Raw genomic sequence first — 26,069 nt, 5'->3', positions numbered from 1 at the left:
AGCTAAGGTTCTTGGATGTCCTCCCGCCGGGATCCAGGTGCACGACCAGGCTCGCGACCAGCGAGTCGCAGCCAGTCGCGCCCACCTGCCCGCCGGGACGGCAACCAGCCCAAGCGTCGTACGACGGGAACCCCGGCCGGCCCGGTCCGGACCCGGGGTTCTCGTAACCTCACCGGCCGGGCGGCCGTGGTGCTGCTCGTGCTCGGTGCGCTCGTCGTGTCGTACGCGCAGAGCCTGCGGGTCTGGTTCGACCAGCATCAGCAGATCAGCGCGCTCCAGCAGGAGATCCAGGACCGGGAGAAGCGGGTCAACCAGCTGGACGACGAGATCGCCCGCTGGAACGACGACGCGTACGTCCGGGCCCAGGCCAGGCAGCGGCTCGGCTGGGTGATGCCCGGCGAGGTCGGCTACCGGGTGATCGGTGCCGACGGCAAGCCGGTCGGGGCGCCGCCCGAGCCGGCCGGGCCGGTCGATCCGGCCGCGGACAAGCAGGTCCCGACCTGGTACACGAAGCTCTGGGGCAGCGTGCAGGGCGCCGGCAAACCCGCCCAGCAGGTCGCGCCGACACCGACGAAGCCCACCCCGAAACCCATCCTGACCCCCAAGGCCAATCGGTGACCGAAGAACGTGTCAGTGCGGCCGATCAGGCCGCGGTCAGTGCCCAGCTCGGGCGGACCGCCCGCGGCATCCGCTCGATCGCGCACCGGTGTTCCTGCGGGCTGCCGGACGTCGTCGAGACCGAGCCTCGATTGCCGGACGGTACGCCGTTCCCGACCACCTTCTACATCACGTGTCCCCGCCTCGCGTCCGCCATCGGCACGCTCGAGGCCGGCGGGATGATGAAAGAGATGACCGAGCGCCTCGGCACCGACGAGGAGCTCGCCAAGGCTTATCAAGCGGCCCACGAGTCGTATCTCGCGCACCGCGAGTCGATCGAGCACGTCGCCGAGATCGACGGCATCACCGCCGGCGGCATGCCGACGCGGGTCAAGTGCCTGCACGTCCTGGTCGGCCATTCACTAGCAGTCGGCCCAGGCGTCAACCCACTCGGCGACGAGGCCCTCGAAGCGCTGTCCGACTGGGGCAGACGCGGACCTTGTGTCTCGCCTGCCGAAGCCGAGCAGCCGCGTGGTGCGGCGGGAGCTGTCAGCGGGCTCGATGGGTGAGCCGTTGCGGGTCGCGGCGGTCGACTGTGGGACGAACTCGATCCGGTTGCTGATCGCCGACTACGCCGACGGCAAGCTGACCGAGGTCGACCGGCAGATGCGGATCGTCCGGCTCGGTCAGGGGGTCGACTCGACCGGGGCCTTCGCACCGGAGGCTTTGGAGCGGACCTTCGCCGCGGCCACGGAGTACGCGGCGGTGATCCAGAGTGCGAATGCCGCCCGGGTCCGGTTCGTCGCCACCTCGGCCGCCCGGGACGTGAGCAACCGGGACGAGTTCTTCGCCGGGATCAAGGCGCGCCTCGGCGTCGAGCCCGAGATCATCTCCGGCGCCGAGGAAGCCGATCTGAGCTTCACCGGCGCGACCGCGGGACTGGCCGACATCGACGTACCGGGGCCTTATCTGGTCGCTGACATCGGCGGTGGATCGACCGAACTCGTGCTGGGTGATGCGTCCGGCGTGATCGCTGCGGAGTCGCTCGACATGGGTTCGGTGCGGATGACCGAGCGGCACCTCGCTTCGGATCCCGCCTCGATCGAGGAGATGGCTGCGGCGACCAGAGACGTCGACGCGCTGCTCGTATCCACTTCGGTGCCGCTGTCCCAGGCGCGCATTCTGGTCGGAGTTGCCGGCACCGTGACCACCGTCGCCGCCGTCGCGCTGCAGTTGACCGAGTACGACCCTGAGGCGATCCATCACGCGAGGATCCCGGCGCCGCTGTTGCTCGACACCACGTCCTGGTTGATGGGATCGACGCGGGCCGCACGTTCCGCAGTACCGGCCATTCACCCGGGCCGCGTGGACGTCATCGGTGCCGGAGCGCTCATCCTGCAGCGACTCCATGACCGACTGGCCGACAACCTTGTGTACGACGAATTGCTGGTCTCCGAACACGACATCCTGGACGGCGTCGCGCTAGCCCTTGCGGGCGAGTAGGGCGAAGCTGTTCGGCAGGCGACCGCGCCAGGCAGCCGCGTCGTGTCCGTCCGCGGGACGCCAGAACGGCTCGGCGTGCTCCTCCAGTACGGCGATGGTCAGGCCCGCTCGCACCACCGCGGTGACGATCTCACCGAGCGACCACTGCCATTCCTGAGCTCCGTTGGCGGGGAAGCTGTCGTTGATGTGCGACTTCGCGAAATAGCTGCGGTCCGGGCGGATCCTCGGCTCGTCCTCGTCCCAGCTCCACAGCGGTACCGCGGGATGCGCTTCGTAGACGTACAGCAGTCCGCCGGGTTTCAGGAGACGTGCGACCTCGTCGGCCCAGGCCTGGAGGTCGCGCATCCAGATGAGCGCGCCTTTCCCCGTGTACACCAGGTCCGCGGCGTGGTCGGCAAGTGGAGTCGTCGGGACCTCGGCGACGACGTACTGCACGTCCACCTTCAGCTCTCTGGCCCTGCGTTGAGCTGCGCCTGCCGCGGTCGTGCTGTAGTCGACACCGATCACCCTCCGCGCGCCCTTTGCGATCAGGTCGACGTCGTCGAGGCCGTGTCCGCTCTGCAGGTGCACGACCGTCGGCGCCTCCGCGAGGAAGGGCTCGAGCAACGCGAGCTCCCACGGCCGCAGCGAGTCGCGTCGGGCCGCCTCCGCGAGCAGTTCGTCGTACTCGTTCACATGCTTCTGCGACGCCGTCTCCCACGCCACCCGATTGGCTGCCACCTCAGCGTCCATGGGCTCGATCATGTCGTCGTGGGGTGAGCTGCCGCTACTGAGTTTCCCGGTCAGGGGCGTGGGCGAAGGCCGTCCAAGGCGAGCTGGAGGACGCGGGTGCGTTGCTCCTCGTCGACGAAGCCTGCTCCGGTCAGACCGCTGACCATCCGCAGTACGTCGTCGAACAGCGCGTCGGTGCGGATCACGCCGGCTTCCTGGGCCCGGTCGAAGAGCGGCTGGCCGGCGGCGTACATCGCGTCTCGCGCCAACCTGAACGCCTCGGAGTCGCTGTTCAGCTCCTCGCGGATGGCCCGCTTGGTGGCCGCGTACTCGACGAAGCGCTGCAGCCACGCCTCCAGCGCCTCCCAGGGCGGCAGGTCGGCGACCTGGACGGCGGCCGCGCAGAGTTCGTCGATCTCGCCCAGGTAGACGCTGTCGAAGAGGTCCTGCCGGGTGGGGAAGTTGCGGTAGAGGGTGCCGATCCCGACGCCGGCGCGGCGGGCGATGTCCTCCAGTGACGCCCCGGTGCCGTGCTCGGCGAAGGCTTCCCGGGCCGCGCTCAGCAGGGCATCGAAGTTTCGGCGGGCATCGGTGCGCTGCGGGCGTTTCACGGCGACGCCCAGAGCGGGACGCGGGTTCTCGGTCACCTCATCCACCCTATCGACTAGTACCGGAGGCAGCCCTCCGCTATAGTGGAGGCATGCCTCGACTTTAGCAGGTCGGGACTTCCGGCGCCGCCGTCGCGTGGCGCGCATCCACCCTCTCGAAGGACTTCGGCATGCCCACAATCAGGCATCGAAAGACAACTTCGCCACGACTGACGCTGGCCGTGCTGGCAACTGTCGTGGCTGCTTTCGCCATGCTGCAGTCGCTGGTGACCCCGGCGCTGCCCCTCATCCAGCGTGACCTGCACACCAGCCCGGGCATGGTCACCTGGGTGTTCACCGCCCTGTTGCTGTCGGTCTCGGTGGCGACGCCGCTGCTCGGCCGGGTCGGCGACATGGTCGGCAAGGAACGGACCCTGCTGATCGGGCTGGTCGCGCTCGCGGTCGGCTGTCTGCTCGCGGCGGTCGCGCCCAACATCGGCGTACTGATCGGCGCCCGTGCGATCCAGGGCCTCGGCGGCGCGGTGTTCCCGCTGTCGTTCGGCATCATCCGCGACGAGTTCCCCGCCGAGCGGGTGCCGTCCGTGGTCGGCCTGGTGTCGGCCGTCATCGCGGCCGGCGGCGGCCTCGGGATCGTGCTCGCCGGGCCGATCGTCGACGCGCTCGGCTGGCGCTGGCTGTTCTGGATCCCGATGATCGTCGTCGCGCTCGCCGCGGTGCTGGTGCGTCGCTACGTCTCCGAGTCGCCGAACCGGGTGCCCGGCCGGATCGACTGGCTGGCGGCCGCGTTGCTGTCCGGCTGGCTGATCGCGCTGCTGCTGCCGCTGAGTGCCGGGCGGTCGTGGGGCTGGGGCTCGGCCCGGACGATTGGTCTGTTCGCCGCGGCCGTCGTACTGCTGGTCGGTTGGATCTCGGTCGAACTGCGTTCGCGGAATCCCCTCATCGACATGCGCATGATGCGGCTGCCGGCGGTCTGGACGACCAACTTGGTGGCCTTGCTCTTCGGTGCGGCGATGTTTGCGGTCTATGCCTTCGTGCCGCAGTTCATGCAGATTCCGACCGCTGCAGGCTTCGGCTTCGGGTCCAGCGTGACGCAGGCGGGGCTGCTGATGTTGCCCATGCTGGTCACGATGGCTGTCACCGGTTCGCTGAGTGGGCCGCTGGCTCCGTACTTCGGCTCGAAGGCGCAGGTGGTCTGGGGCTCGGGGCTCAGTCTGGTCGCTTCGCTCGCGTTCGCGGAGTTCCACGACGATCCGTGGCAGGTCGCGCTGTCGACCGCTGTCTTCGGGATCGGACTCGGGCTGGCGTACGCGTCGATGACCAGCCTGATCGTTCAGAACGTGCCGCGTGAGCAGACTGGTGCGGCGACCGGGATGAACGCGAACATCCGCACCATCGGCGGATCGATCGGTACGGCGGTGGCCAGTTCGATCATCACCGGCCATCTCCAGCCCTCGGGTCTGCCGGCTGAGGCGGGCTTCACCGACACGTTCCTGCTGCTGTCCGGCTTCTGCGCGGCGGCGGTCCTGCTCGCCTTGGCGATCCCGGCCACCCGGCGGACGAAGTACGCGGCTCCGGATCCAGTACTGGAGGAACTCGTCAGCTGACGCCCGCCTCAGGCTTCGCCAACTGACGGCCGCCTTAGGGTGAGGGGATGAAGCTGCCGCATCCGTTGACCGGCGAACTGTTCGACAGCCCGGTGCCGCCGGGGACCGGATGGCCCGAGGACCCGGCCGCACCTCGTACGCCGGTCGCCCACAACGCTGCTGACGTGGTCGCGCTGGCCGACGACCTGCCGGCGACGGATGCCCTGGCGGAACTCGACGCCAGGGTCTCCGTCTGCCGGGCCTGCGATCGCCTGGTGGAGTGGCGCGAAGATGTTGCCCTGAGCAAGCGAAAGTCGTTTGCGGACCAGCCGTACTGGGGCCGGCCGATCGCGGGATGGGGCTCGTCGTCGCCGCGGGTACTGATCGCCGGGCTCGCACCGGCCGCCCATGGCGGAAACCGAACCGGCCGCGTCTTCACCGGCGACCGCTCTGGCGACTGGCTCTTCGCATCCCTGCGCCGAGTCGGCCTCGCCTCGCAACCCACCAGCATCCACGCCGGCGACGGTCTCCACCTCCTCGGCGCCCGGATGATGGCCGCCGTCCGCTGCGCCCCACCCGCCAACAAGCCGACGCCGGAAGAACGCGACACCTGCTCCCCGTGGTTCCACGCGGAACTCCGCCTGGTCCTGCCGTCCACGCGAGTCATCGTGTGCCTCGGCAAATTCGGCTTCGACGTACTGCTCAACGCACTAGCGGCCGTCGGGGGCGAGGTGCCCCGCCCCCGCCCGAAGTTCGGCCACGCCGTCGAATACGCAGTACCGGGCCCGTACGGCGAGGTCACCGTCCTCGGCTGCTTCCATCCCAGCCAGCAGAACACCTTCACCGGCAAACTCACCGAACCCATGCTCGACGTAATCTTCACCCGAGCCCGCACCCTCGCAGGCTTATGACGCCGGCTTCGTAGTACGGGGCTTTTGCGGTTGTGTACCGGCTCACCGGGCAAATCGTGGGATTGCTGGTTCTTGGGGCGTGAAGGTCGCACGATAGGGCACAAGGGAACCCTCTGGCGGGTGAGTTCCGGTGCGTGAGATCACCCGGAAGATGCCTTGTGAAAGTTTTCACGAGCGCGGTATCCTGAAGTAGACATGAAGTTGGTAGACCACTCAGGGAGAGTGAACCGGATGACAGCCCAGGTACCGCACATCCTCGTCGTCGGGGGCGGTTACGTCGGGATGTACACCGCGTACGGCCTGCGCAAGGCCGCCCGGCGCGGCAGGATCAGGGTGACCGTCGTCGACCCGAGGTCCGTGATGACGTACCAGCCGTTCCTGCCCGAGGCGGCGGCCGGCTCGGTCGAACCGCGGCATGTCGTGGTCCCGCTGCGCAAGACCCTCAAGGGCTGCCGGGTCGTCACCGGCCGGGTCACGTCGATCGACCACGCGCACAAGGTCGCGAAGGTGATGCCGGAGGAGGGCCCGGACTACGAGCTCGCGTACGACCAGATCGTGGTCGCGCTCGGCTCGATCGCCCGCACGCTGCCGATCCCGGGATTGGCCGAGGAGGCCATCGGGTTCAAGAACGTCGAGGAAGCGATCGCGCTGCGCAACAAGGTGCTCGACCGGCTCGACGTCGCGTCCTCGCAGCCCGACCCGGCGCTGCGCAAGGCGGCGCTGACCTTCGTCTTCATCGGTGGTGGGTACGCCGGTGTCGAGGCGTTCGCGGAGCTGGAGGACATGGCCCGCTACGCCACCCGGTACTACGACAACATCAAGCCCGAGGACATGCGCTGGGTGCTGGTCGAGGCGACCGGCCGGATCCTCCCGGAGGTCGGCGAGGAGCTCGGCAAGTACACCGTCGAGGAGCTCCGCAAGCGCAACATGGACATCAAGCTCGACACCCGGCTGGAGTCCTGCGAGAAGGGCCACGTGATCCTCAGCGACGGCGAGGAGTTCGACGCGGACACGATCGTCTGGACGGCAGGCGTGAAGGCCAACCCGGCGCTGGCCAACACCGACTTCCCGCGCGACGAGAAGGGCCGGATCAAGTGCCTCGCGAACCTGCGGATCGAGGGTCTCGACGACGCCTGGTCCGCCGGTGACAACGCGGCCGTCCCCGACCTCACCTCCGACACCGGCGCGTACTGCGCTCCGAACGCCCAGCACGCAGTACGGCAGGCCCACCGCCTCGCCGCCAACATCCTGCGCGTGGTCGACGGGCAGGAGCCGCAGGACTACAAGCACAAGTACGTCGGGTCGGTGGCGAGCCTCGGCCTGCACAAGGGCGTCGCGCAGCTGTACGGCGTGAAGGTGAAGGGCTTCCCGGCCTGGTTCCTGCACCGCACGTACCACGTCTCGCGCGTCCCCACCCTCAACCGCAAGGCCCGCGTCATCCTCGACTGGACCCTCGCGCTGTTCTTCCGCCGCGAGGTCACCAGCCTCGGCAGCCTGCAGACCCCGAACGAAGAGTTCCGCAGGGCCGCCGGCTCCAAGTAGCAGCCGCCTGGCGCCCGTAGTACCGAGAATTCTTCGGTACTACGGGCGCATGCGCGCTCGTACTCCGGGCGCTCGCGTACTCCGGGCGCTCGCGTGGTCGGGCTCCGATGACGTCGATCGATCAGCGGCTCTCGTTGAGCAGGTCGGCGTCGTGGACGAGGAGGGCGATCTGGACGCGATTGTTCAGGTCGAGCTTGGTGAGGATCCGCGAGACGTGCGTCTTGACCGTCGGGACGCTCAGGTAGAGGGTCGCGCTGATCTCGGCGTTCGACTTGCCCTCGCCGACCGCGACGGCGATCTCCCGCTCGCGATCGTTCAGCGCGGCCAGTCGCCCGGTCGCCTTGGCCTTGCGTTGATCCTGACCGGAAGTCGCCACCCGGTTGATCAGCCGCTTCGTCACCGCGGGCGACAGTACAGGCTGACCGTTCACGACGCGGCGGACCGACTCGACGATCTCCGCCGGCGGGGTGTCCTTGAGCACGAACCCGGCCGCGCCGGCGCGGAGCGCCCGTAGTACGTGCTCGTCGGCGTCGAAGGTGGTCAAGATGATGACCTCCGGCGCATCCGGTCGCCGGCGAAGCGTCTCGGTCGCGGTCAGGCCGTCGACGCCCGGCATCCGGATGTCCATCAGGACGACGTCGGGGCAGAGCTGCTCGATCAGGCCCGGTACGGCGGTCCCGTCACCGGCCTCGCCGACCACCCGGATATCCGGCGCACCACCGAGCATCAGCTTCAGCCCGGCGCGGAGCAGGGGATCGTCGTCCACGATCAGGACCCGAATCGTCATGCCGGCCACGGTAACCAAGCGGCGAGCCGGAAGTCGCCCGCAGGGGTCCGGCCGTGCTCGAGCCTGCCCTCGACCAGCGCCGCCCTCTCCGTCAGCCCTCGTAGCCCTTGTCCTTCACCGGTACGCCGGTTCGGCGCGGGGTTGACCACCTCGACCTCCAACCCGTTGCCTGGGGCACCGACCACTCGGACCCGGACCGCTTCGCCAGGTGCATGTTTGAGCGCGTTGGTGAGCCCCTCCTGGACGATCCGGTACGCAGTGCGGCCGACGTGGTCCGGAAGGGGGCCCTCGGCATCGAAATCGAGTTCGACCGGGAGCCCAGCGCGGCGGGAGTCCTCCACCAGGACGGGGAGGTCCGCGAACGTCGGCTGGGGGAGTTCGCCGACCGGCGCACGCAGTACGCCGATGACTTCGCGCAAGTCCTGCAAGGCCTGGTGTGCACTGGCTCGGATGATCTCGGCGGCGCCACCGACCTCTTCCGCCGACGCATCCGGCCGATATGCCAACGCACCCGCGTGCACGCTGAGCAGCGACAACCGATGGCCCAGTACGTCGTGCATCTCGCGCGCGAGCTCCTCTCGGGCTCGCAGCTGAGCCTGCTGCGCCTGGAGGCGGGCGACTGTCTCGGCACGATCCGCCCTGTCCCGCAAGGTCTGCAGGAGTTGGCGGCGGGAGCGGATGTAGAGCGCCCAGCCGACGACTGCCGCGTAGATCGCTACTGAGAAGCCGATCGTCACGCCCCACGGCTCCGGCTTGTCGCGGACCTCGGTGTAGATGACGATGCTGACCGCGTTCGCCAGGAACACCCAGAGCGTCGCGCGGAGCGGCTTGTAGATGGTCACCGACATGACCAGGATCAGCGTGGCGGCGCCGGCCGCATCGGAGTACGTCGTGGCGATGGCTCCGAGGATCGCGAGCTGGACCGGCCAGCGCCTGCGGAACCAAAGGGTGAGGCAGAGCACCATGCCGCTGACGAAGTCGAGCGCGAGTAGGCCTGACGAGACCGGGTCGCGGTCGCCGGCGTCGTACAGGAGCAAGCTGCCGAACACGGCCGCGAGGAAGAGGAGCGAGTCGACCACCCAGTCGCGGCGGCTTCGCCTGCGGTTGCCGGTCATGGTCTCGACGATAGAGGGCTCGTAGGCGCTTGGGCGGCGGTGGCTGGTGTCCGGATACCGAAGTCGCGGCAGGTCGAGACTTTCGGCCAGGTAGGTTCTGCGCCATGAGTCAGCTCGCAGTCACCGTCATCGGCCCGGACCGCCCGGGCATCATCGCCGACGTCACCGAGGCCCTCGCCGGGACCGGCGTGAACCTCGAGGACTCCTCGATGACGCTGCTGCGCGGGCACTTCGCGATGATGATCGTCTGCTCGGGCGAATTCGAAGCGGTCAAGGAGGCGGTGGAGCCGCTGCGCGGGGAACTGGTGATCACGGTCCGCGAGATGGGTCCGGAGCAGACGCACGCCCCGATCGGCGCGCCGTACATGCTCAGCGTGCATGGCGCCGACCGGCCCGGGATCGTCTCGGCGGTCACCCGGATGATCGCAACTGTCGGCGGGACCATCACCGACCTGACCACGCGGCTCAGCGGGGCGCTCTATGTCCTGACTGCGGAGGTGGAGATCCCCGCTGCGGCGGATCTGGAGTTGCTGCAGCGCGCCCTGGAGATCACCGCGGAGGAGCTCGGCGTCGGCGTCACCTTGCGTCCGGCCGAGAGCGACGACCTGTGACTCATCTGAACGAGCTGGTGGCCAGCTGGAGCCCCGCCCAGCTCGGCCTGGTGGGCGACGTACTGGAGGTGATCCGCGCGCCGCACCCGGTCCTTGCGCTGTTGGGAGCCGAGGTGGATCCGCTTGACCCGGTGATGGTCGCCCTGGCCGCCGATCTGGTCGCCACGATGCGCGTATCGCCCGGCTGCGTAGGGCTCGCGGCACCTCAGGTGGGCGTCGCGGCGCAGATGTTCGCTCTGGACGTGACAGGGCACCCGAAAACGCGCACCTGCCACGGCGTCTTCGTCCTCTGCAACGCCGTCGTCGTCGAGGCCTCCCGCCAGGAAAAGGCCCGCGAAGGCTGCATGTCCGTCCCCGACCTCACCGGCGACGTCAAACGAGCCACACGCTTGACGGTCCAGGGTGTCATCCCCGGTACGACGGACTCCGTCACCCTCACCACCGACGCCTTCGAAGCCCGAGCCATCCAACACGAACTCGACCACTGCTCCGGCAAGCTCTTCCTGGACCGAGTAGCAGGCGCCCACGCCCTCTACCCCCGCAAGGTCTACCTCTAGCCACCCCGATTCCTTGTATCGTCATCCCCTGACCCAAGCCCGGGTGGCGGAACGGCAGACGCAGCGAGCTTAAACCTCGCAAACCGAAAGGTTGTACGGGTTCGAATCCCGTCCCGGGCACAACTTGGTACGACGACGAGCATCCCCCACGCAAGCTCCTCCGCCGCCTACTCCCACCCACCCGATTCCGCGCCTCCTCCATCGCCGCTCGCTGTGGTTGCGTTCGGCGCCTGCCGCCGGGCCTACTTCTTCGAGGCCCTATCGCTGGATGGCGTCGGTGGGGTCTTCGCCGGGTTCGATGCCGCCGCTTGGGAGGGTCCAGTACTCCGGGCGGTCGTGCCTCTGGCGTCGGCAAGCCCGCCGGTGGGTGCGGGTGTACCGACGGACAGGAGGTGTGTCGGTGTTCGAGTGGTCGCCACGCTCAGCCAGGTGCGAATGTGGGCGCTGAGAGGGCGTATGTCCTGTCCGTCGGAACATTCCTGCTAGGAGTGGCGCTGATTTGCCGAGGTCCGGACCTGGTTAGGGGCGTGGGGAATCGCTGGTTTCAGTCCGGCTTTTGTGTTTGACAATAGGGAATGTGGCAATGGCTCAGCTGGGGTGCCAGCTGAGCCGTTGCGGGTTACTGAATTAGTGTGGCGCGGGAGTTTAATTCATTTGGGGAATTCGGTGCGGGTGGGTTCAGTAAATCTTGAGGGAGCTGGCGGTGTCGCCGCCGCCGTGGGCTGCGGTGCTGCCGGCGGGCATGTCGTGGTGGGTGCCGTTGAAATCGGCGTCGGTCCACCAGCGGGCCAGGTGGGAGCCGCGGTTCGCCCAGGAGGACATCTCGTCGTTGAATCCGTAGTCGCTGAGGTGCGCGATCGACGTACCGGACGAACTCCACTTGAGCATTCGGCCCGAGTAGCCGCCGTCCTGCCACAGGCAGACCCAGCCGGACGGGCAGTCGCCGAAGACGGCCGGGGACATCGACACGTCGACGCCGCCGGGCATCCGCATCCAGCGGCCGTCGGCGCTCAGCTGGCCGCCTTGGGCGGCAAGTTTCTGGGTCAACTGGGCGGTGCCGGTGGATGCTGCTCCGGATGTCGCGGAGGCCGGGGAAAGGCTGATGGTGAATGCCGCAGCCGAAGCGGCGACGAGGGCCAAGGTAATTCGGGTTTTAGTCATGACTGACTCCTAGCGAGGGGCGGATACTAGAAACAGATAGTGCGCGAAGGACCACCGTCCGTCAACCAGTCACGCAGAAATTCCAGGTTCTGTCATTCGTTGGCAGCGTGTGTTTCGTTAAAATTCAGCTGGCTGAGGGTTATTCGCCGGTTTGGCCGTCGGTGGCTTCTCGGAGGAGGTCCAGGTGGCCGAGGTGGCGGGCCGTTTCCTCGATCAGGTGAGTGACGGCGTACCGGAGGGTGAAGGCCATTCCGGGGGATTTGGCCGCGGCATCCAGGGAGTGGGCGGCGGTGATGGCGCGGGAGCGAGCGCATTCAGCCTGGTAGGCGGTGACGATCGCGTTGAGGGTGTCGTCGGGGTCCGGTTGGAAGTTGCCATGGGGGTTCTCGTCGGTCCACGGCCAGTTCACCTCCTGCGCGGCGAAGTCGATGGCGAACCAGAAGCGTTCGACGCCGGTCAGGTGCTTCACCAAGCCGGCCGCGGTGAGGTCGGTGGTCCCGATCGGTCGCGCGAAAGCTTGCTCGTCGGTGAGGCCGGAGACCTTGTGCACCACGGTCTGGCGCAGAAAATCGAGCATCCCGCTCAAGGTCGCCCGCTCGTCCGCGCTTTCCGGCGGTCGCACTCGTTCGTCCATGGGAGACAACGTACGGCGATCGGCCGGTCTTGAGGAGGCGTGCCGAGTTGCGGCGGAAGCGTTGAAAGTGCGGCGGTCGTGCGCATCAATGGGGAGGTGACTACCTACCGCAACGAGGTGTTGACCGGCGCCGTACTGGGTCCGCTGGTGGTCTGCGCAGTGCTGAGCCCGTTCCGGAACAGTTTCGACAACGCCAATGCGGCGTTGTTGCTGGTGCTGCTGATCGTCGCTGTCGCGTCGTTCGGGATCAGGCCGGCTGGAGTTGTCGCTGCTGTCTCAAGTGCGGTGTGGTTCGACTTCTTCCTCACCGCTCCGTACAACCGGCTCACCATCGACGACGGCGCCGACATCGAGGCCACGATTCTGCTCGTCGTGATCGGTGTCGCAGTCACCGAGATCGCGATCTGGGGCCGTCGGCAACAAGCTCGGGCGAGTCGCCAGAAGGGTTACCTGGACGGAGTTCTGACCGCATCCCACGCGGCCGCGCAAGGCGCCTCGGTGAAGGACCTGATCGAGCAAGTGGAGGCCGAGCTGGTCGCAGTACTGCGGATCGATCGCGCGCGTTTCGTTGCCGGCGACAAGCGACCGCATGCGCCGCAGCTGAACCATGACGGTTCCGTCTCGCGAGGCGGTCAGGTGCTGAAGGTCGAGCGAGACGGGCTACCCACCAATGCCGAGATCGAACTGGTCGTCCAACACGCCGGTACGCCGAGAGGCCGCTTCCTCCTCACCGCAGCCGCCAGAATCACCCGCCCCGACCTCGAACAACGCCTGATCGCCGTAGCCCTGGCCGACCAGATAGGCGCCGCCCTCGCCGGCCAGCCCGCAACCTCCTGAACCGGCCGCCCGGAAGAACCACCTCTGGCTGGCCCCGGCGCCGTACTTGCCCATACAAGTACGGCGCTGCTCCGGTTCCGCAGCAACCTGCAAGTGGCTGGTCAAAACCACGGGGTAAGGCAGCATCGCGCGTTGACGCGCCGGAGCTGGTGGCCGGGTGAGGTGCGGACCGTCATGCTTGGCCGGTGGTGGATGACGAGGTTGAGCAGCGGGCTGTGGGGATGGCGTTTCGGGCTGGGTTTCCGGTGCCGAAGGTGGTCAGGGCGCAGTCGGATGATGATGGGCGGTACATCGTACTGGTGCCGCGGAGTTCGGATGGGGTGTTGATGTATGTGACGCCTGAGGGGGCTGCGTTGCCGGGGGAGGTGCTGGATCTGGTGTTTTTGCAGGAGTACGTGATGGCGCAGCTGGGGTTGCGGCAGCATCGGGCGGTGTTGCCGGTGATCGTCGGGGTGCCGATCGTGGCGATGGGGATCTTGCTGAACTTCCTGCTGGGCGCGGCGGTCGCGATCGCGGTGACTGTGGTGGCGATTCCGGTGGTTTGGAGCGGGTACGAGGCGGTCTGGAACCGGCGGTTCATGCGGCGCGTGGATCGGCGGCTGGCGGAGCTGATGGGGGCTGAGGGGTTCCGGACGGCGCTTCGGCAATTGGCGGGGAGCCGGGAGTGGGCGCGGGGGTTCGGGTGGCTGTATCTGGGGGCTCCGCCGCTGCCGCCGGAGCGGTTGGAGTGGGTGGAAAAAGCGGGGTGAGCACCCAGTTGGTTGGCGTGCGCAACCGTTTGCGTGGGGCGGGTTCCGGTTGGGGAACACCTAGCTGATCCTCAGGCGTTGTTAAGGGTGGGACCGTAGTATCGGGTCCACGGCCCACAGCGGGTCGACAGTTGGGTCATCAGGAGGATGACATGCAGAGGAGCAGTAACCCGGTCCTGAACCGGTCGAGTGCGTTTGCGCCTGGCCAAGGCCAGGCTTACCCCGGGGCGGCTCCGTACGGTCAACCGGGTCCCTACGGTCAGCCCGGCCAGTACGGCGGACCCGGTATGCCCCCGCAGCAGTACCAGGGCGCGCCGGCGGCCAGCCGACCCATGACCTTGGACGACGTCATCGTGAAGACCGCCGTGACACTGGGTGTGGTCGTCGCGGCCGCCGCGGTGTCGTGGTGGATGGTCCCGACCAGCCTGGTCACGCCGGTGTTCCTTGCCGGTCTGCTGGGTGCCTTCGTGATCGGGATGGTGTTGTCCTTCTCGCGCAAGGTCAACCCTGCGCTGGTGATGGTGTACGCCGTGCTCGAGGGCGCGTTCCTCGGAATCGGCAGCAAGTTCATCGCTAACTGGGTCGGCGACCCGACCATCGTCGTACAGGCCGTGCTGGCCACGATGGTGACGGCGGGGCTGACGCTCGCGACGTACAAGTACTTCAACATCAAGGTCACGCCGCGGTTCACCCGGATGGTCGTCGTCGCGACGATGGGCTTCGCCGGCGTGGTGCTGATCAACCTGGTGCTGAGCCTGTTCGGCATCGGTACCGGGATCGCCGGGATGGGCGCGATGGGCCTGCTGTTCGCGGCGATCGGTGCCGGGCTGGCGGTGTTCAACCTGATCCTCGACTTCGACATGATCGAGCAGGGTGTGCGCGCCGGAGCCCCGCAGAACGAGGCGTGGCGGGCCGCGTTCGGTCTGACCGTCACGCTGGTCTGGTTGTACTGGAACCTGCTGCGGATCCTCGCCATCCTGCGCGGGAACTGATCGAGCGGCACTGATTCACAGGCACTGAAGGGGCCGATCCTCCAGCCGGAGGGTCGGCCCCTTCTGCCGTCCGGCCGTTCTGTCGGTTACGGCGGACGGATGGTCGAGCGGTCTGTCCGGTACGGCGGGCGGATGGTCGAGTGGTCTGTCCGGTACGGCGGGCGGATGGTCGAGCGGTCTGGCGGGGGACAGCGGGCGGTCTGGCGGGAACAGCGAAGGCCTGCCCCTCCACCTGAAAGGGCAGGCCTTCGTGAAAGTTCGACTCCTGTTCGGCTCGTCAGCCCATTCGCCGGTGCGCTTTGACCAGGTCGTATTCGTGGACGATGGCTGTGGCGTGCCCGTGAGCGAGGGCGTACTCGCTGGAAAGCCATCTCACCCTGTCGTCGAAACGCAGGAACGACGGTCCGTCGTTCATCAGTTTGAACCACTCTGTCATCTCACGCCCGGTGCACTGGGGCACCTTCTCCACCAGACGTTGGTGCGTCTCCTCGGAGTGGTTCAAGCCCATCTTCGCCTCCCGTCAGCGGGTATCGCGTAGTTATCGACTGTGCACCACGACAACGCCGCAATCAAGCCCCTCTTCATGAAAGTCATCGCTCAGCGGACGCTCTATCTCCCAACAGGCAGGGTTTCTCGGCCCGAAGCGGGGGGCGGGGGTGAGGGAAGGCGAGGGGTAGTAGGACGCACGATCTCCCAACAGGCAGGCGTTCACGGCCCGAAGCGGGTGGCGGGGGGGTGAGGGAGGGCGAGGGGTAGTAGGACGCACGATCTCCCAACAGGCAGGCGTTCACGGCCCGAAGCGGGTGGCGGGGGGGTGAGGGAGGGCGAGGGGTAGTAGGACGCACTATCCCCCAACAGGCAGGACTTCTCTGCCCGAGGCGGATGGCGGGGGTGAGGGAAGGCGGGGGTAGTGGGGACGCACGATCTTCCAGCAGGTTTCGCGGGTCGAGGCCGGTGGCTCGGGTGAGGGGAGGCGAGGTGCTGGGGACGCTCTATCTCCCACCAGGTAGGCGTTTCACGGGCCGAGGCGGGTGGCAGGGGTGAGGTCAGGCGCAGGAACCCGCACCACGCAGGCGTTTCACCGCGGGGGTTAGTTGCCGACCGGGATGGGGGTGCCGTCGGGTTCTTCGATTCGGGCTACTTCGGGTTTGGGGTGGCGGCGGCGGTGGCGGAGTTGGACCCAGCGGCCTCGGGGGCCGCGTTCGTTGCCGGCTACCTGGGCTGCCGCGACCTCGGTGCCGGCTGTGCGGGCAGCCTGTACTGCGGCTTCGGCGATCGGCAGCACTGCCTCGCCGCGGAACGACTCCGGATGCGTGAAGGACTCGATGCCGACGCCGACCGCAGCGGCGACCGACGGCAGCAGCGCGGCCGAGGCGGCTGCGTAGCCCGTCACCGAGGGGTGGAAGTTGTCCGGTCCCCACATCGACGGATTCGTCCGGAAGGCCTCGCTGAGAAGTGAGCCCATCGAGACGGTCCGTCCGCCGGCCTCGACGACCGCGATCGTCTGGGCCGCGGCCAGTCGCTGGCTCCACGTGCGCGCCACCTGGCGCAGCGGCGGCATGATCGGCCGGACGACACCCAGATCAGGGCAGGTGCCGACGACGACCTCACAGTTGGCGGCGCGCAACCGGCGTACGGCGAGGTCGAGCTGGCGGACCGATTGGGACGGCGGCACTTGGGCCTTCACGTCGTTGACGCCGATCAGGATCGCGGCCACGTGCGGGCCGGCCTGCAGAGCGGAGTCCACCTGGCCGGCGAGGTCGATCGACTTCGCGCCCGTCTTGGACACGTCGACCAGCCGGACCGGTCGTTTCGCCAGCTCGGCGAGGCCGCTCGCCAGCAGTACGCCGGGGGTCTCGTCCGGCGACGAGGTGCCATACCCGGCGGCGCTCGAGTCGCCGATCATCGCCAGCGTGATCGGGTGCCCTGAGTAGCGGCCGTACAAGCCGTCACCGCGGGTGGGGTAGTACCGCATCGGGCCGATCAGACGCTTGGCATACTCGGCTTCCGCGCTCAGTACGCCGTACAGCATGGCTCCGATGAGGCCGAGGCCTCCGCCTCCGAGCGCTGCGGCCTGGGCCAGCCGCTTCGCGGCCCGGACTCGTCCTGAATCCTTCGCCCCACCACCCCGCTTGCTCATAGGTCAAGGATTACACGCTGTGATCTCGAAGCAAGCGAAAATAGGGGAACGACGCGCTGTCCCATACAGTGAGATTCGTGCGCTATGTGAACTCACTCCTGGACCTGGTCGGTAACACCCCGCTCGTGCGGCTGACGAAGACGACCGACGGCGCCAAGCCGCTCGTGCTCGCCAAAGTCGAGTACTTCAACCCCGGCGGCTCGGTGAAGGACCGGATCGCGGTCCGGATGATCGAGGCGGCCGAGGCAGCCGGCGAGCTCAAGCCGGGCGGCACGATCGTCGAGCCGACCTCCGGCAACACCGGCGTCGGGCTGGCGATGGTGGCCCAGGCGAAGGGCTACAAGTGCGTCTTCGTCTGCCCGGACAAGGTCAGTGAGGACAAGCGCAACGTGCTCAAGGCGTACGGCGCCGAGGTGGTCGTCTGCCCGACCGCGGTCGCGCCGGAGCACCCCGACTCGTACTACAACGTCTCCGACCGGCTCGTCCGGGAGATCGAAGGCGCCTGGAAGCCGAACCAGTACGCCAACGTGAACAACCCGATCTCGCACTACGAGTCGACCGGCCCCGAGCTCTGGGAACAGACCGAGGGCAAGATCACCCACTTCGTCGCGGGCGTCGGCACCGGCGGCACGATCAGCGGCACCGGCAAGTACCTCAAGGAGGTCTCCGGCGGTCGCGTCCAGATCATCGGCGCCGACCCGGAGGGATCCGTGTACTCCGGCGGCTCCGGCCGGCCGTACCTGGTCGAGGGTGTCGGCGAGGACTTCTGGCCCGAGACGTACGACAAGACGATCTGTGACCGGATCATCGAGGTCTCCGACGCGGAGTCGTTCGCGGTCACCCGGCGGCTGGCGCGTGAAGAGGCGATGCTGGTCGGCGGTTCGGCCGGGATGGCGGCGGCCGCGGCGATCCGGCTGGCCAAGGAGCTCGATGACCCCGACGCCGTGATCGTGGTGCTGCTGCCCGACGGCGGCCGTGGCTACCTGACCAAGGTGTTCAACGACGACTGGCTCGCGCAGTACGGGTTCCTCGCGCACGCGCGGCAGGGGACGACGCTCGGCCAGGTGCTGGCCGGCAAGGACGGCAGCATGCCGCCGCTGGTGCACACCCACCCGCACGAGACGATCGCCGAGGCGATCGAGATCCTCCGCGAGTACGGCGTATCGCAGGTACCCGTCGTCCGGGCGGAGCCGCCGGTGATGGCGGCCGAGGTGGCCGGGGCGGTGTCGGAGCGGACGCTGATGGACGCCCTGTACTCCGGCCAGGCGCGGCTGGCCGACATGGTCGAGATGCACATGGACCCGGCGCTGCCGTCTCTCGGCGCGGGGGAACCGGTCGCGAAGGCGGTCGAGCTGCTCGAGGGTCGCGACGCGCTGATGGTGCTGGACGACGGCAAGCCGGTCGGCGTACTCACCCGCCAGGACCTGCTCGCCCACCTCTCGATCGACTGAATCGTCGGCGGGACCAGCGACCGGCGACGCGACCGGTGAGGCGACCGCCGGCGGTCGGCAAGCAGCGCGGCGCTGGTCAGCGGTCGACGACGGTGGGGACGATGGCGATCAGGATCGTGACGAGGATGCCGAGCACGATGCCTGCTGTACCAAGGATCTGAAGGATTTCCATACTTCAAGAGTCCTTCGGCGATGGCGTCCGGACATCGGTCCCCGGATCGGTTCCGGCGTCCTCCCGCGATCGTAGATCGTTGCCCTGGCCTACTACTTCTGTTGCTTAAAGCAATTAAATGCACAACGTCCGCAGAGCCAGGGGGAACGGACTCTGCGGACGTTCCTGTTCCGGACGTCGGCTCCGGGCGCCAGTGGGCCGGACGTCGGGGTTCGGGGTGGGGTCAGCGGTCGACGACGGACGGCACGATCGCGATCAGGGCCGTGACGAGTACGCCGGCGACGATGGCGACCGCGCTGAGGATCTGGATCAGGTTCATGCCTCAAGAGTGCCGTCGGCCGGCCCGGATCACATCGGCCTGAAGACCGGTCTTCGGCTCATCCCATGGTCGTAGCCGGGCAGGCGGCCGCTCATCCTCCGGTCGCCCGGGACAACCCCGACGCCAACCCCGGGCCGCCTGAGTTCGCAGTACGGGCGTTCCTGAGTTCGCAGTACGGGAGTCAGTGGACCAGGACGAAGTCGGCTGGGTTCAGGCGGCGGGTTCTGCGCCAGTAGGTGAAGGTGAAGTCGGGCCAGATGGTCGAGTTGCGGCCCTGGGCGTCGAGGTACCAGCTGTTGCAGCCGGACTGCCAGACCGTCCCGCGGAGCTCCTCCTGGACGGTGCTGACGAACCTTTGCTGGACCTCGTCCCGGACCTCGACGTACGTCGCGCCGCGGCGCCGGAGCAGGTCGAGAGCCTGCATGACGTACCGCACCTGGGCCTCGACCATGAACACCACCGAGGAGTGGCCCTGGCCGGTGTTCGGGCCGGTCAGCAGGAAGAGGTTCGGGTAGCCGGCGACCGTGATGCCGAGGTGGGCGCCGATGCCGTCCTGCTTCCAGGTGTCGGCGAGATCGACGCCGTCCTTGCCGAGGATGCGGATTTTGGTCAGGTTGCCGGACACCTCGAAGCCGGTGCCGAACACGATCGTGTCGCACGGGTGCTCGACCCCGTCGGCGGTCACGACCCCGGTCGGCGTGACCCGGCTGATGCCGGTGGTGATCACGTCGACGTTGTCGCGGGCGATCGCCGGGTAGTAGTCGTTCGAAATGAGGATCCGCTTGCAGCCGATCTGGTAATCCGGGGTCACCTTCGCCCGGAGTACGGGGTCCGGCACCTGCTTGTGGAGGTGGCGTTTGGCCTGGAGTTCGAGGCCTTTGATCAGCTTCGGGTTGCCGGCCAGGCCCGCGCCGCGGCCTTCGAGACCCCAGTAGATGACGTTGCGGATCAGGCGTTGGCCGACCGGGAACCGTTCGTGCAGGGCGCGTTCCCGCGGGCCGATCGCGCGGTCGGGCTTCGGGGTGATCCACGGGGCGGAGCGCTGGTAGAGATCGAGGTGGGCGACCTGTTCGGCGATCCGCGGGACGAACTGGATGGCCGAGGCGCCCGTGCCGATAACGGCGACGCGGCGACCGGTGAAGTCGTGCTCGTGGTCCCACTGCGAGGAGTGGAACGTCGTACCGGTGAAGGAATCGAGGCCGGGAATCTCGGGGAACTTCGGCAGATGCAGGCTGCCGACTCCGGCTACCAGCGCCTGCGTGTCGATCGTCTCGTCGCCGTTGACGGTGACGGTCCAGCGCCCGGTGGTCTCGTCGAAGGCGGCTTCGGTCACCTCCGCGCCGTACCGGATCTTGTCGGCGATGCCGTACTTCTCCGCGCAGTGCTTCAAGTACGCAAGGATCTCGTTCCAGGGGGCGAACATCCTGGTCCAGTGCGGGTTCGGCTCGAACGAGAACGAGTAGAGGTACGACGGGATGTCGCACGCGCACCCCGGATACGTGTTGTCCCGCCACGTGCCGCCGAGTTCATCGGCTTTCTCGAGAATGACGAAGTCCTCACACCCGGCCTGCCGGAGCTTGATCCCCATACACAACCCGGCGATCCCCGACCCCACGATGACAACCTCGCTCTGCCCCATGCACGCGAACGCTACTAGCGAGTCACCTCCTTGTCAGCCGGTTCGATGGAGAAGAGGGTGGTGATACCGCGGGAGAGGTGTCGATGAGCGATCAGGCGTCCGACGACAGGGCACGGCAGTTGCTGCTCGCCAGGTTCGGCACCTGCGGCTCCCGCATCGACCCAGAGCGGAATACCGGCGAGCTTCAACTCGATGCGTCGCTGCCCAGCCAACTTCGGATTGGCCAGCAGGTGGTCATGCCGATAGAGATGTCGCTGAAGAACCTCACGGGCGCGGTAGTTCGCCTCGCGACCTATCGCAGCGGCGCTCGAATGGCGATCACCAAGGACGGTGTGGTTGTCGCGGGTGCGGGCGGCGTGCGACCAGTTGGTACGACGTACGCGATCCAGCCCGGCGGTGCTCACGCCTACTCGTCGATCCTCAACCTCGTCGCCTGCGAGACCCAAGCGGTGCTGCTGCCCGGGGACTACCAAGTGCACGCCATCCAGCCGTTCACGTTTCTCGGTCTGGACTTGACTGTCAACGTGCACGGCGGGCCGTGGGACCTGCAGCTCCGGTAGTCATTTCAGCCGGTGCAGGATTTCGCCGGCGTTGGGGAGGACCAGGGTGGTGGGGTCGTTCTCGTACAGGGTGAGGTCGAGGTCTGCGGGGTTGAGGTAGTTGAGGTTGGCGGCTCGGACGGTGGGTTCGGGGATGGCGGTGGCGAGGGTGACGGTGAGGCGGCAGTGTTCGCCGGTGAGGGGGTCCCAGGTGCCGGCGCCGCGGAGGTGGGTGGAGTGGGCCAGCACGCCCCAGTGGAGGTCGCGGAACTGGTCCCACTGGCCGAGGAAGTAGTCGCGGCAGTGGTAGCCGATCTGCTCGATCTCGGGGTGCATCGCGGCGAGTTGGGTGACGTGGGGCGCGTAGAGGATCACCTCGCCGCCGTCGGCGACGATCGGCTCGACCTTGTAGAAGCCCTTCGCGGCCGTCCAGATGTCCTGGTAGCGGGGCGGCATCAGGGAGACCACCCGGCGTACGGGCTCCTCCAGGTAGCGCACGTGGGTCTCGGCGGAGACGGCAGCGGCTGCTCGCCAAGAGGAGGCGGTGTCGCCGAAAGCGACCGCGTTCAAGGCGTTCGTGCCCGATTGGGCCACCACCGACAGCGCGAGTTTCTCGGCGGGGATCAGCGCGGCCGCCTCGTTGATCAAGGCGCGCACCGGCGTGATGCCCGGCGTACCGATGATGTCGGCGCTGGTGATCAACGCGCCGAGCCAGTGCGACAGGTCGATCACCTCTTGCCCGGCGACGCCCGGGAAGAAGTATTTGTTGCCGCCCGAGAAGCCGACCACTTCGTGCGGGAAGACCGGGCCGACGACCAGCGCGACATCGTGTTCGACGACCGCCCGATTGAGCCGGACCGGAACGCTCTCGTGCAGCAGGCCACCCGAGATCTCCGCGACCTTGTCCGCGCTGATCGTGCCGAGTTCGACGAAGGTCTCCGGCTTCCACCATTCATGGTTCAGTACGGCGTACTCGCCGCCGAGGTGGACCCGCAGCTCCTCCGCCGACATCTCCGCATGGGTGCCTAGGGCAACCAACACGGTCAGTCTGGAGACCCTGCCGGTCAAGGCGTCGTCAACCGCGCGCAGCAGCAGGGGAAGTGGGCAACTCCGCGTCGCATCGGGGACGATCACACAGACACTGCGACCGTCGAGCCCGGCACCGGCCAGCTGCTCGTGGATGAACGCAACGACGTCCTCGTCGGAGAGCAGCTGCCCGGGCCCGCCAAGTACTGCGGCGGCCTGCGCATCGGTGACAGTCATCCCCCCAGCCTAACGGCAAGCGGTTGCCGAAGACTGCGGCAAGGCGCGAACGGCCGCCTCGGCGATCGCCTCAAGATCTTCTCGCCCCGCACCGTCCCGGGCCTGCTGGGACATCCCCTGGGTCGTGGCGGCGGCGAACAACGCCAGCCCGTGAGCGTCGGTGTCGCCCGGCAGAATTCCGGAGTCGACATCCGAACGGATGCGATCCTCCAGTAGTCGGAGGTTCTTGTTCCGCGTGTCACGCAGCGCTTTCGCCACATCAGCCGAGGCGGGCGAGCAGTTCTGCGCCGCGCTGATCACGAGGCAGCCGCGCGGATGGTCAGGTGAGGTGTACTCCGTGGCCGCCTCGCGCAGGATCCGCACGATCGCATCCCGAGCGGTCGGCTCCTCAGCCATAGCGCGGGCCGTGAACGAGCCGTGAGTCGCCTGATAACTCGCCACCGCCTCGTAGAACAACTGCCGCTTGTCCCCGAAGGCCGCGTACAGGCTGGGCGCGCCGATCCCTAAAGCAGTCGTCAGATCGCTGATCGAAGTCGTCTCGTACCCGTGCTCCCAGAACGCCAGCGCCGCCCGCTCGAGAGCCGCCTGCCGATCGAAGGAGCGCGGCCGTCCGCGCTGCGCCGTCATGACAGACATTCTATAGCGGCCACTACAAAACCCTGCTACCGTCCTTTCTGTAGTGATCGCTAGAGAAAGGACTAGGTCTTGCGGGACAAGACAGCGTTGGTGACCGGCGGCAGCAGAGGGATCGGCCGGGCGATCGCGGTGCGGTTGGCTGCCGACGGCACCCGGGTGGCTGTGCACTACGGCAACAATGAGACGGCCGCGAAGCAGACCGTGGACGACATCCGCGCAGCCGGTGGCGACGCGTTCGCAGTACAGGCGGATCTGGCCGCGGCCGATGCGGTCGAGACATTGTGGGCGGCCTTCGATCATGAGGCCGACGGGCTGGACATCTTGGTGAACAACGCCGGCATCACCAGGCAGCAGCCGCTGGCCGAGGTCACGCCCGAGTGGTTCGACCAGATCGTCGCGGTGAACGTGAAGGCGCCGTTCTTCCTGATCCAGCAGGGCGTACGGCGATTGCGCGACGGCGGCCGGATCGTCAACATCAGCTCGGGGGTTACGAGAATCGCGTTCCCCGAAGACGCGCCGTACGCGATGACCAAGGGTGCGTTGAACACGCTGACGCTGGCCCTCGCCAAGGAACTCGGGCCGCGCGGCATCACCGTCAACTCTGTTGCCCCCGGCATCATCGAGACGGAGATGAACGACTGGCTCGAAGATCCCGAAGCCGCCCGGCAGGCAGCGTCGTACTCGGTGTTCGGACGGGTCGGGCAACCGGGTGACATCGCCGATGTGGTCGCCTTCCTTGCCTCCGACGACGCGCGCTGGGTCAGTGGCCAGGTCGTCGATGCGACCGGTGGCTCCCGGCTCTGAGCCGTTGACCGGAACTCGGGTGGGCGGCAGCATCTGGTCTGTCACCTGGGGGTGGGCGGGCGAGGGGGAGTGGCGATGGCTGGGCGGCCGGTGGAGGGGTTCGGCGGGGTGTTGTTGCGGCCGGGTGACTCCGGGTACGACGGGGCCCGGGCGGTGTTCAACGCCATGATCGACAAGCGGCCCGCTTTGATCGCGCAGTGTGAGTCGGCCGCCGATGTCGCTGCGGCCGTCCGGTTCGGCGTACGGCAGGGGCTCGAGATCGCCGTCCGGGGTGCCGGACACAGCGTCGCCGGGACCGGGGTGACCGATGGCGGTCTGGTCATCGATCTGCGCAAGATGCGGAACGTCCAGCTCGATCCCGACGCCCGGATCGCCCGCGTCGGAGGTGGTGCGACCTGGGCCGATCTCGACCGCGCCGCGTGGTCGTACTCGATGGCGACGACGGGCGGGCGAGTCTCGTCGACGGGTGTCGCCGGGCTGACTCTCGGTGGCGGGTCTGGGTGGCTGGAGCGGAAGTTCGGGCTGGCTTGCGACAGCCTGGTCTCGGTGGAGTTGATCACCGCCGACGGCGAGTTGGTCATCGCCGACGAGACAAAGAACCGGGAGCTGTTCTGGGCGCTGCACGGTGGTGGCGGCAACTTCGGTGTGGCCACCGCATTGACCCTGAGGCTGCATCCGCTCCCCGGGATGACGCTTGCGAGACTCTTCTGGCCCGCGGACGCCGGTCCGACCGTGATGCGGGCCTACCGTGACCTCTTCGAGCAGGGCGCGCCGGACGAACTCGGCGGCAGCGTGTTCTACGCCGCCGCTCCACGCCGGGACTTCGTACCGCCGGCCCTGCAGGGCAAGGCGGCCGTCGGCGTGACCGCGACCTTCACCGGCTCCGGCGCAGAGCTGCGTACGGCGTTGGCGCCGGTACTCGAGCTCGCCCCCGACGGCATGATGCTCGCCGAACTCCCGTACGCCGAAGTGCAGTCGGCGCTCGACGATCCACCAGGATTCCGCAACTACTGGTCGGCCGAGCACCTCGCGTCCTGGCCCGACGAAGCCGTTGACCTCTTCGGCGCCCGGGCGGCCGACATGCCATCGCCGATGACCTCTCAACAGCTCGTTTGCCCATGGGGCGGCGCCGTGGCCCGGTACGCCGACAAGTGGCCGCTACCGCACCGCAGCGCCCCCTGGGTGGTCCAGTCGTACGGCGTGTGGTCCGACCCGGCCGACGACGCCGACGGGATCGCCTGGGCGAAGAACGTCTGCGCCGACCTCGCGCCGTACTCGACGGGCGCGGTCTACCTCAACTTCATCGGTGACGAGGGCCACGATCGCGTGGTGGCCGGCTTCGGCAAGGACAACTACGACCGGCTGGCCCGGGTGAAGACCGAGTTCGATCCGGACAACGTCTTCAGGTTGAACCAGAACATCAGACCGGGCTAGCTCGCCGATCGCGCTCGCCCCGGTCGGTGGTCGCCGCCCGATGTCGCGACCACTGGACCAGTACGACGACGGCGTAGATCACGGCGCTGAGCGGAGCGGCCCAGATCCGGAAGAACGGCATCCGCCCGGCCGCTGCCGTCACCATGAAAGTGACGATGAAGGTGATCAGCCCGGCCGCCGCACCCCGGCGTCGCGACTGGAGCGGGGCGCTCGGCAGCGGGCCGACCTGGCGATCCAGGCCGGCTCCCAACCCGGCGACCATGATCAAGCCGACAAGGCCGAAAACGATCCCGCCCGAAGCGCCGCCGAGAATGATCGCGAAAGCACTCGCCCCGGTGTAGGCGGCGATCGCCAGGACGAAGAGGACCGCGCCGCTGGACAGCTGGGCGACCAGGCGCGCCTTCAGGTCGACGCCTTCGGCGGAGCGGACGACGTCGTCCGGCTCGAAGAAGCGGCGGCCGGCGAAGTACAGGCCGGTAGCGGTGGTTGCCGCGATGAGCAGCATGGTGACGGTCAGCAGGACGGTCGTGAGCGGCGAGATGAAGTGCCGGACATCTCCGCCGCCGAAGTCACAGCTCGCGGTCGGCGGGAACCAGTGGGTCGCCACCCGGATCCCGTGGCTGTCGGGCCGTTCGAAGCGCTTTGCGCAGTCCTCGGTCGCATCGAACCAGTTCGGCATCAGGGAACCCACCACCGTGGTCCACCCGGTCAGCGCGAGCAGGCCCACTGTCAGCAACCACCCGGCTCTGCGCCGTACCCGATCCATTCGTCCAC

At 67.9% G+C, this 26,069-nt stretch carries 28 protein-coding genes and 1 tRNA gene; 16 read left to right on the top strand and 13 right to left on the bottom strand.

Going from position 1 to position 26,069, the window contains the following annotated elements:
- Positions 1–15: 15 nt before the first annotated feature.
- The 3 genes from DIZ26_RS16735 to DIZ26_RS16725 are packed head-to-tail and all read left to right on the top strand — an operon-like array spanning position 16 to position 2,100.
- Positions 16–618 (top strand): FtsB family cell division protein, encoded by a 603-nt coding sequence (locus DIZ26_RS16735; protein ID WP_112242318.1) that lies wholly within the window; start codon positions 16–18, stop codon positions 616–618.
- Entirely contained in the window at positions 615–1,166 is a 552-nt protein-coding gene (locus DIZ26_RS16730; protein WP_112242316.1) for a DUF501 domain-containing protein, read from the top strand. The genes DIZ26_RS16735 and DIZ26_RS16730 overlap by 4 nt, the downstream gene beginning before the upstream one ends.
- Complete coding sequence (locus tag DIZ26_RS16725) at positions 1,132–2,100, top strand: Ppx/GppA phosphatase family protein (RefSeq protein WP_456298634.1); 969 nt, start codon at positions 1,132–1,134, stop codon at positions 2,098–2,100. The genes DIZ26_RS16730 and DIZ26_RS16725 overlap by 35 nt, the downstream gene beginning before the upstream one ends.
- Here DIZ26_RS16725 and DIZ26_RS16720 read toward each other — a convergent pair.
- Together DIZ26_RS16720 and DIZ26_RS16715 are read right to left on the bottom strand one after the other, a co-directional pair.
- Positions 2,080–2,832, bottom strand: coding sequence for a class I SAM-dependent methyltransferase (locus tag DIZ26_RS16720; protein WP_112242312.1), 753 nt, complete (start codon positions 2,830–2,832; stop codon positions 2,080–2,082). The two genes, DIZ26_RS16725 and DIZ26_RS16720, sit on opposite strands and share 21 nt — an antisense overlap.
- A 50-nt stretch (positions 2,833–2,882) precedes the next feature.
- On the bottom strand, positions 2,883–3,458 hold the full coding sequence (locus DIZ26_RS16715; protein WP_232828395.1) for a TetR/AcrR family transcriptional regulator: 576 nt from the start codon (positions 3,456–3,458) through the stop codon (positions 2,883–2,885).
- A gap of 131 nt (positions 3,459–3,589) precedes the next feature.
- Between DIZ26_RS16715 and DIZ26_RS16710 the strand changes: the two genes are divergently transcribed.
- The 3 genes from DIZ26_RS16710 to DIZ26_RS16700 all read left to right on the top strand — a co-directional run bounded on the left by DIZ26_RS16710 (position 3,590) and on the right by DIZ26_RS16700 (position 7,455).
- Positions 3,590–5,023, top strand: a complete 1,434-nt coding sequence (locus DIZ26_RS16710; protein ID WP_112242308.1) for an MFS transporter — start codon at positions 3,590–3,592, stop codon at positions 5,021–5,023.
- 47 nt (positions 5,024–5,070) lie between these two features.
- Positions 5,071–5,913: a uracil-DNA glycosylase gene (locus DIZ26_RS16705; RefSeq protein WP_112242306.1), complete on the top strand. Its 843-nt coding sequence runs from the start codon at positions 5,071–5,073 to the stop codon at positions 5,911–5,913.
- A gap of 231 nt (positions 5,914–6,144) precedes the next feature.
- A complete protein-coding gene (locus DIZ26_RS16700; RefSeq protein WP_112243346.1) occupies positions 6,145–7,455 on the top strand; it encodes an NAD(P)/FAD-dependent oxidoreductase in 1,311 nt (436 codons plus the stop codon).
- 121 nt (positions 7,456–7,576) lie between these two features.
- Here the strand turns inward: DIZ26_RS16700 and DIZ26_RS16695 are convergent, their stop codons facing one another.
- Both DIZ26_RS16695 and DIZ26_RS16690 read right to left on the bottom strand, forming a co-directional pair.
- Positions 7,577–8,242 (bottom strand): response regulator, encoded by a 666-nt coding sequence (locus DIZ26_RS16695; RefSeq protein WP_112243344.1) that lies wholly within the window; start codon positions 8,240–8,242, stop codon positions 7,577–7,579.
- Positions 8,239–9,357, bottom strand: coding sequence for a sensor histidine kinase (locus DIZ26_RS16690; protein WP_112242304.1), 1,119 nt, complete (start codon positions 9,355–9,357; stop codon positions 8,239–8,241). The genes DIZ26_RS16695 and DIZ26_RS16690 overlap by 4 nt, the downstream gene beginning before the upstream one ends.
- 104 nt (positions 9,358–9,461) lie before the next feature.
- Here DIZ26_RS16690 and DIZ26_RS16685 point away from each other — a divergent pair, with 104 nt between their 5' ends.
- The 3 genes from DIZ26_RS16685 (at position 9,462) to DIZ26_RS16675 (ending at position 10,645) form a co-directional block, all read left to right on the top strand.
- On the top strand, positions 9,462–9,968 hold the full coding sequence (locus tag DIZ26_RS16685) for a glycine cleavage system protein R (RefSeq protein WP_112242302.1): 507 nt from the start codon (positions 9,462–9,464) through the stop codon (positions 9,966–9,968).
- On the top strand, positions 9,965–10,525 hold the full coding sequence (locus tag DIZ26_RS16680; RefSeq protein WP_232828394.1) for a peptide deformylase: 561 nt from the start codon (positions 9,965–9,967) through the stop codon (positions 10,523–10,525). The genes DIZ26_RS16685 and DIZ26_RS16680 overlap by 4 nt, the downstream gene beginning before the upstream one ends.
- A 37-nt stretch (positions 10,526–10,562) precedes the next feature.
- Positions 10,563–10,645: transfer RNA gene (locus DIZ26_RS16675), tRNA-Leu, on the top strand.
- Between the two features lie 138 nt (positions 10,646–10,783).
- Here the strand turns inward: DIZ26_RS16675 and DIZ26_RS16670 are convergent.
- From DIZ26_RS16670 to DIZ26_RS16660, 3 genes are all read right to left on the bottom strand, one after another.
- Entirely contained in the window at positions 10,784–11,002 is a 219-nt protein-coding gene (locus tag DIZ26_RS16670) for an NUDIX hydrolase (protein WP_112242300.1), read from the bottom strand.
- Between the two features lie 201 nt (positions 11,003–11,203).
- On the bottom strand, positions 11,204–11,686 hold the full coding sequence (locus DIZ26_RS16665; RefSeq protein ID WP_112242298.1) for a peptidase inhibitor family I36 protein: 483 nt from the start codon (positions 11,684–11,686) through the stop codon (positions 11,204–11,206).
- A gap of 139 nt (positions 11,687–11,825) precedes the next feature.
- Positions 11,826–12,320 (bottom strand): DinB family protein, encoded by a 495-nt coding sequence (locus DIZ26_RS16660; protein WP_112242296.1) that lies wholly within the window; start codon positions 12,318–12,320, stop codon positions 11,826–11,828.
- Positions 12,321–12,398: 78 nt separating this feature from the next.
- Between DIZ26_RS16660 and DIZ26_RS16655 the strand changes: the two genes are divergently transcribed.
- From DIZ26_RS16655 to DIZ26_RS16645, 3 genes are all read left to right on the top strand, one after another.
- On the top strand, positions 12,399–13,157 hold the full coding sequence (locus DIZ26_RS16655; protein ID WP_232828393.1) for a DUF4118 domain-containing protein: 759 nt from the start codon (positions 12,399–12,401) through the stop codon (positions 13,155–13,157).
- Positions 13,158–13,483: 326 nt separating this feature from the next.
- Positions 13,484–13,906 (top strand): hypothetical protein, encoded by a 423-nt coding sequence (locus DIZ26_RS16650; protein ID WP_157979739.1) that lies wholly within the window; start codon positions 13,484–13,486, stop codon positions 13,904–13,906.
- A gap of 152 nt (positions 13,907–14,058) precedes the next feature.
- Positions 14,059–14,898, top strand: coding sequence for a Bax inhibitor-1/YccA family protein (locus DIZ26_RS16645; protein ID WP_112242292.1), 840 nt, complete (start codon positions 14,059–14,061; stop codon positions 14,896–14,898).
- A 277-nt stretch (positions 14,899–15,175) separates the two neighbouring features.
- On the opposite strand, the gene DIZ26_RS16640 is transcribed toward DIZ26_RS16645, so the two are convergent.
- Positions 15,176–15,406 carry a DUF4287 domain-containing protein gene (locus DIZ26_RS16640; protein WP_112242290.1) on the bottom strand — a complete coding sequence of 77 codons (231 nt, stop codon included), beginning with the start codon at positions 15,404–15,406 and terminating at the stop codon, positions 15,176–15,178.
- A 582-nt stretch (positions 15,407–15,988) separates the two neighbouring features.
- Positions 15,989–17,038: an SGNH/GDSL hydrolase family protein gene (locus tag DIZ26_RS16635; protein WP_112242288.1), complete on the bottom strand. Its 1,050-nt coding sequence runs from the start codon at positions 17,036–17,038 to the stop codon at positions 15,989–15,991.
- A gap of 77 nt (positions 17,039–17,115) precedes the next feature.
- Here DIZ26_RS16635 and DIZ26_RS16630 point away from each other — a divergent pair, with 77 nt between their 5' ends.
- On the top strand, positions 17,116–18,489 hold the full coding sequence (locus tag DIZ26_RS16630) for a cystathionine beta-synthase (RefSeq protein WP_112242286.1): 1,374 nt from the start codon (positions 17,116–17,118) through the stop codon (positions 18,487–18,489).
- A gap of 672 nt (positions 18,490–19,161) precedes the next feature.
- On the opposite strand, the gene DIZ26_RS16625 is transcribed toward DIZ26_RS16630, so the two are convergent.
- Positions 19,162–20,619, bottom strand: coding sequence for a flavin-containing monooxygenase (locus DIZ26_RS16625; protein ID WP_112242284.1), 1,458 nt, complete (start codon positions 20,617–20,619; stop codon positions 19,162–19,164).
- An 83-nt stretch (positions 20,620–20,702) separates the two neighbouring features.
- Between DIZ26_RS16625 and DIZ26_RS16620 the strand changes: the two genes are divergently transcribed.
- Positions 20,703–21,179 (top strand): hypothetical protein, encoded by a 477-nt coding sequence (locus DIZ26_RS16620; RefSeq protein ID WP_112242282.1) that lies wholly within the window; start codon positions 20,703–20,705, stop codon positions 21,177–21,179.
- Here DIZ26_RS16620 and DIZ26_RS16615 read toward each other — a convergent pair whose 3' ends face one another.
- Positions 21,180–22,421, bottom strand: coding sequence for a lactate racemase domain-containing protein (locus DIZ26_RS16615; RefSeq protein ID WP_112242280.1), 1,242 nt, complete (start codon positions 22,419–22,421; stop codon positions 21,180–21,182).
- Positions 22,422–22,430: 9 nt separating this feature from the next.
- The gene (locus DIZ26_RS16610) at positions 22,431–23,048 is read right to left on the bottom strand and encodes a TetR/AcrR family transcriptional regulator (protein WP_232828392.1); all 618 of its coding nucleotides are present in this window, start codon (positions 23,046–23,048) and stop codon (positions 22,431–22,433) included.
- A gap of 78 nt (positions 23,049–23,126) precedes the next feature.
- Here DIZ26_RS16610 and DIZ26_RS16605 point away from each other — a divergent pair, with 78 nt between their 5' ends.
- Positions 23,127–23,861 (top strand): SDR family oxidoreductase, encoded by a 735-nt coding sequence (locus DIZ26_RS16605; RefSeq protein WP_112242276.1) that lies wholly within the window; start codon positions 23,127–23,129, stop codon positions 23,859–23,861.
- Between the two features lie 75 nt (positions 23,862–23,936).
- Entirely contained in the window at positions 23,937–25,295 is a 1,359-nt protein-coding gene (locus DIZ26_RS16600) for an FAD-binding oxidoreductase (RefSeq protein WP_112242274.1), read from the top strand.
- Here the strand turns inward: DIZ26_RS16600 and DIZ26_RS16595 are convergent.
- On the bottom strand, positions 25,282–26,061 hold the full coding sequence (locus tag DIZ26_RS16595) for a hypothetical protein (protein ID WP_112242273.1): 780 nt from the start codon (positions 26,059–26,061) through the stop codon (positions 25,282–25,284). The two genes, DIZ26_RS16600 and DIZ26_RS16595, sit on opposite strands and share 14 nt — an antisense overlap.
- Between the last annotated feature and the right edge of the window lie 8 nt (positions 26,062–26,069).

It is taken from the genome of Kribbella monticola (assembly GCF_003261635.1).
Classification (GTDB): Bacteria; Actinomycetota; Actinomycetes; order Propionibacteriales; family Kribbellaceae; genus Kribbella; species Kribbella monticola.
This window is presented reverse-complemented; position numbering and strand designations above follow the sequence as displayed.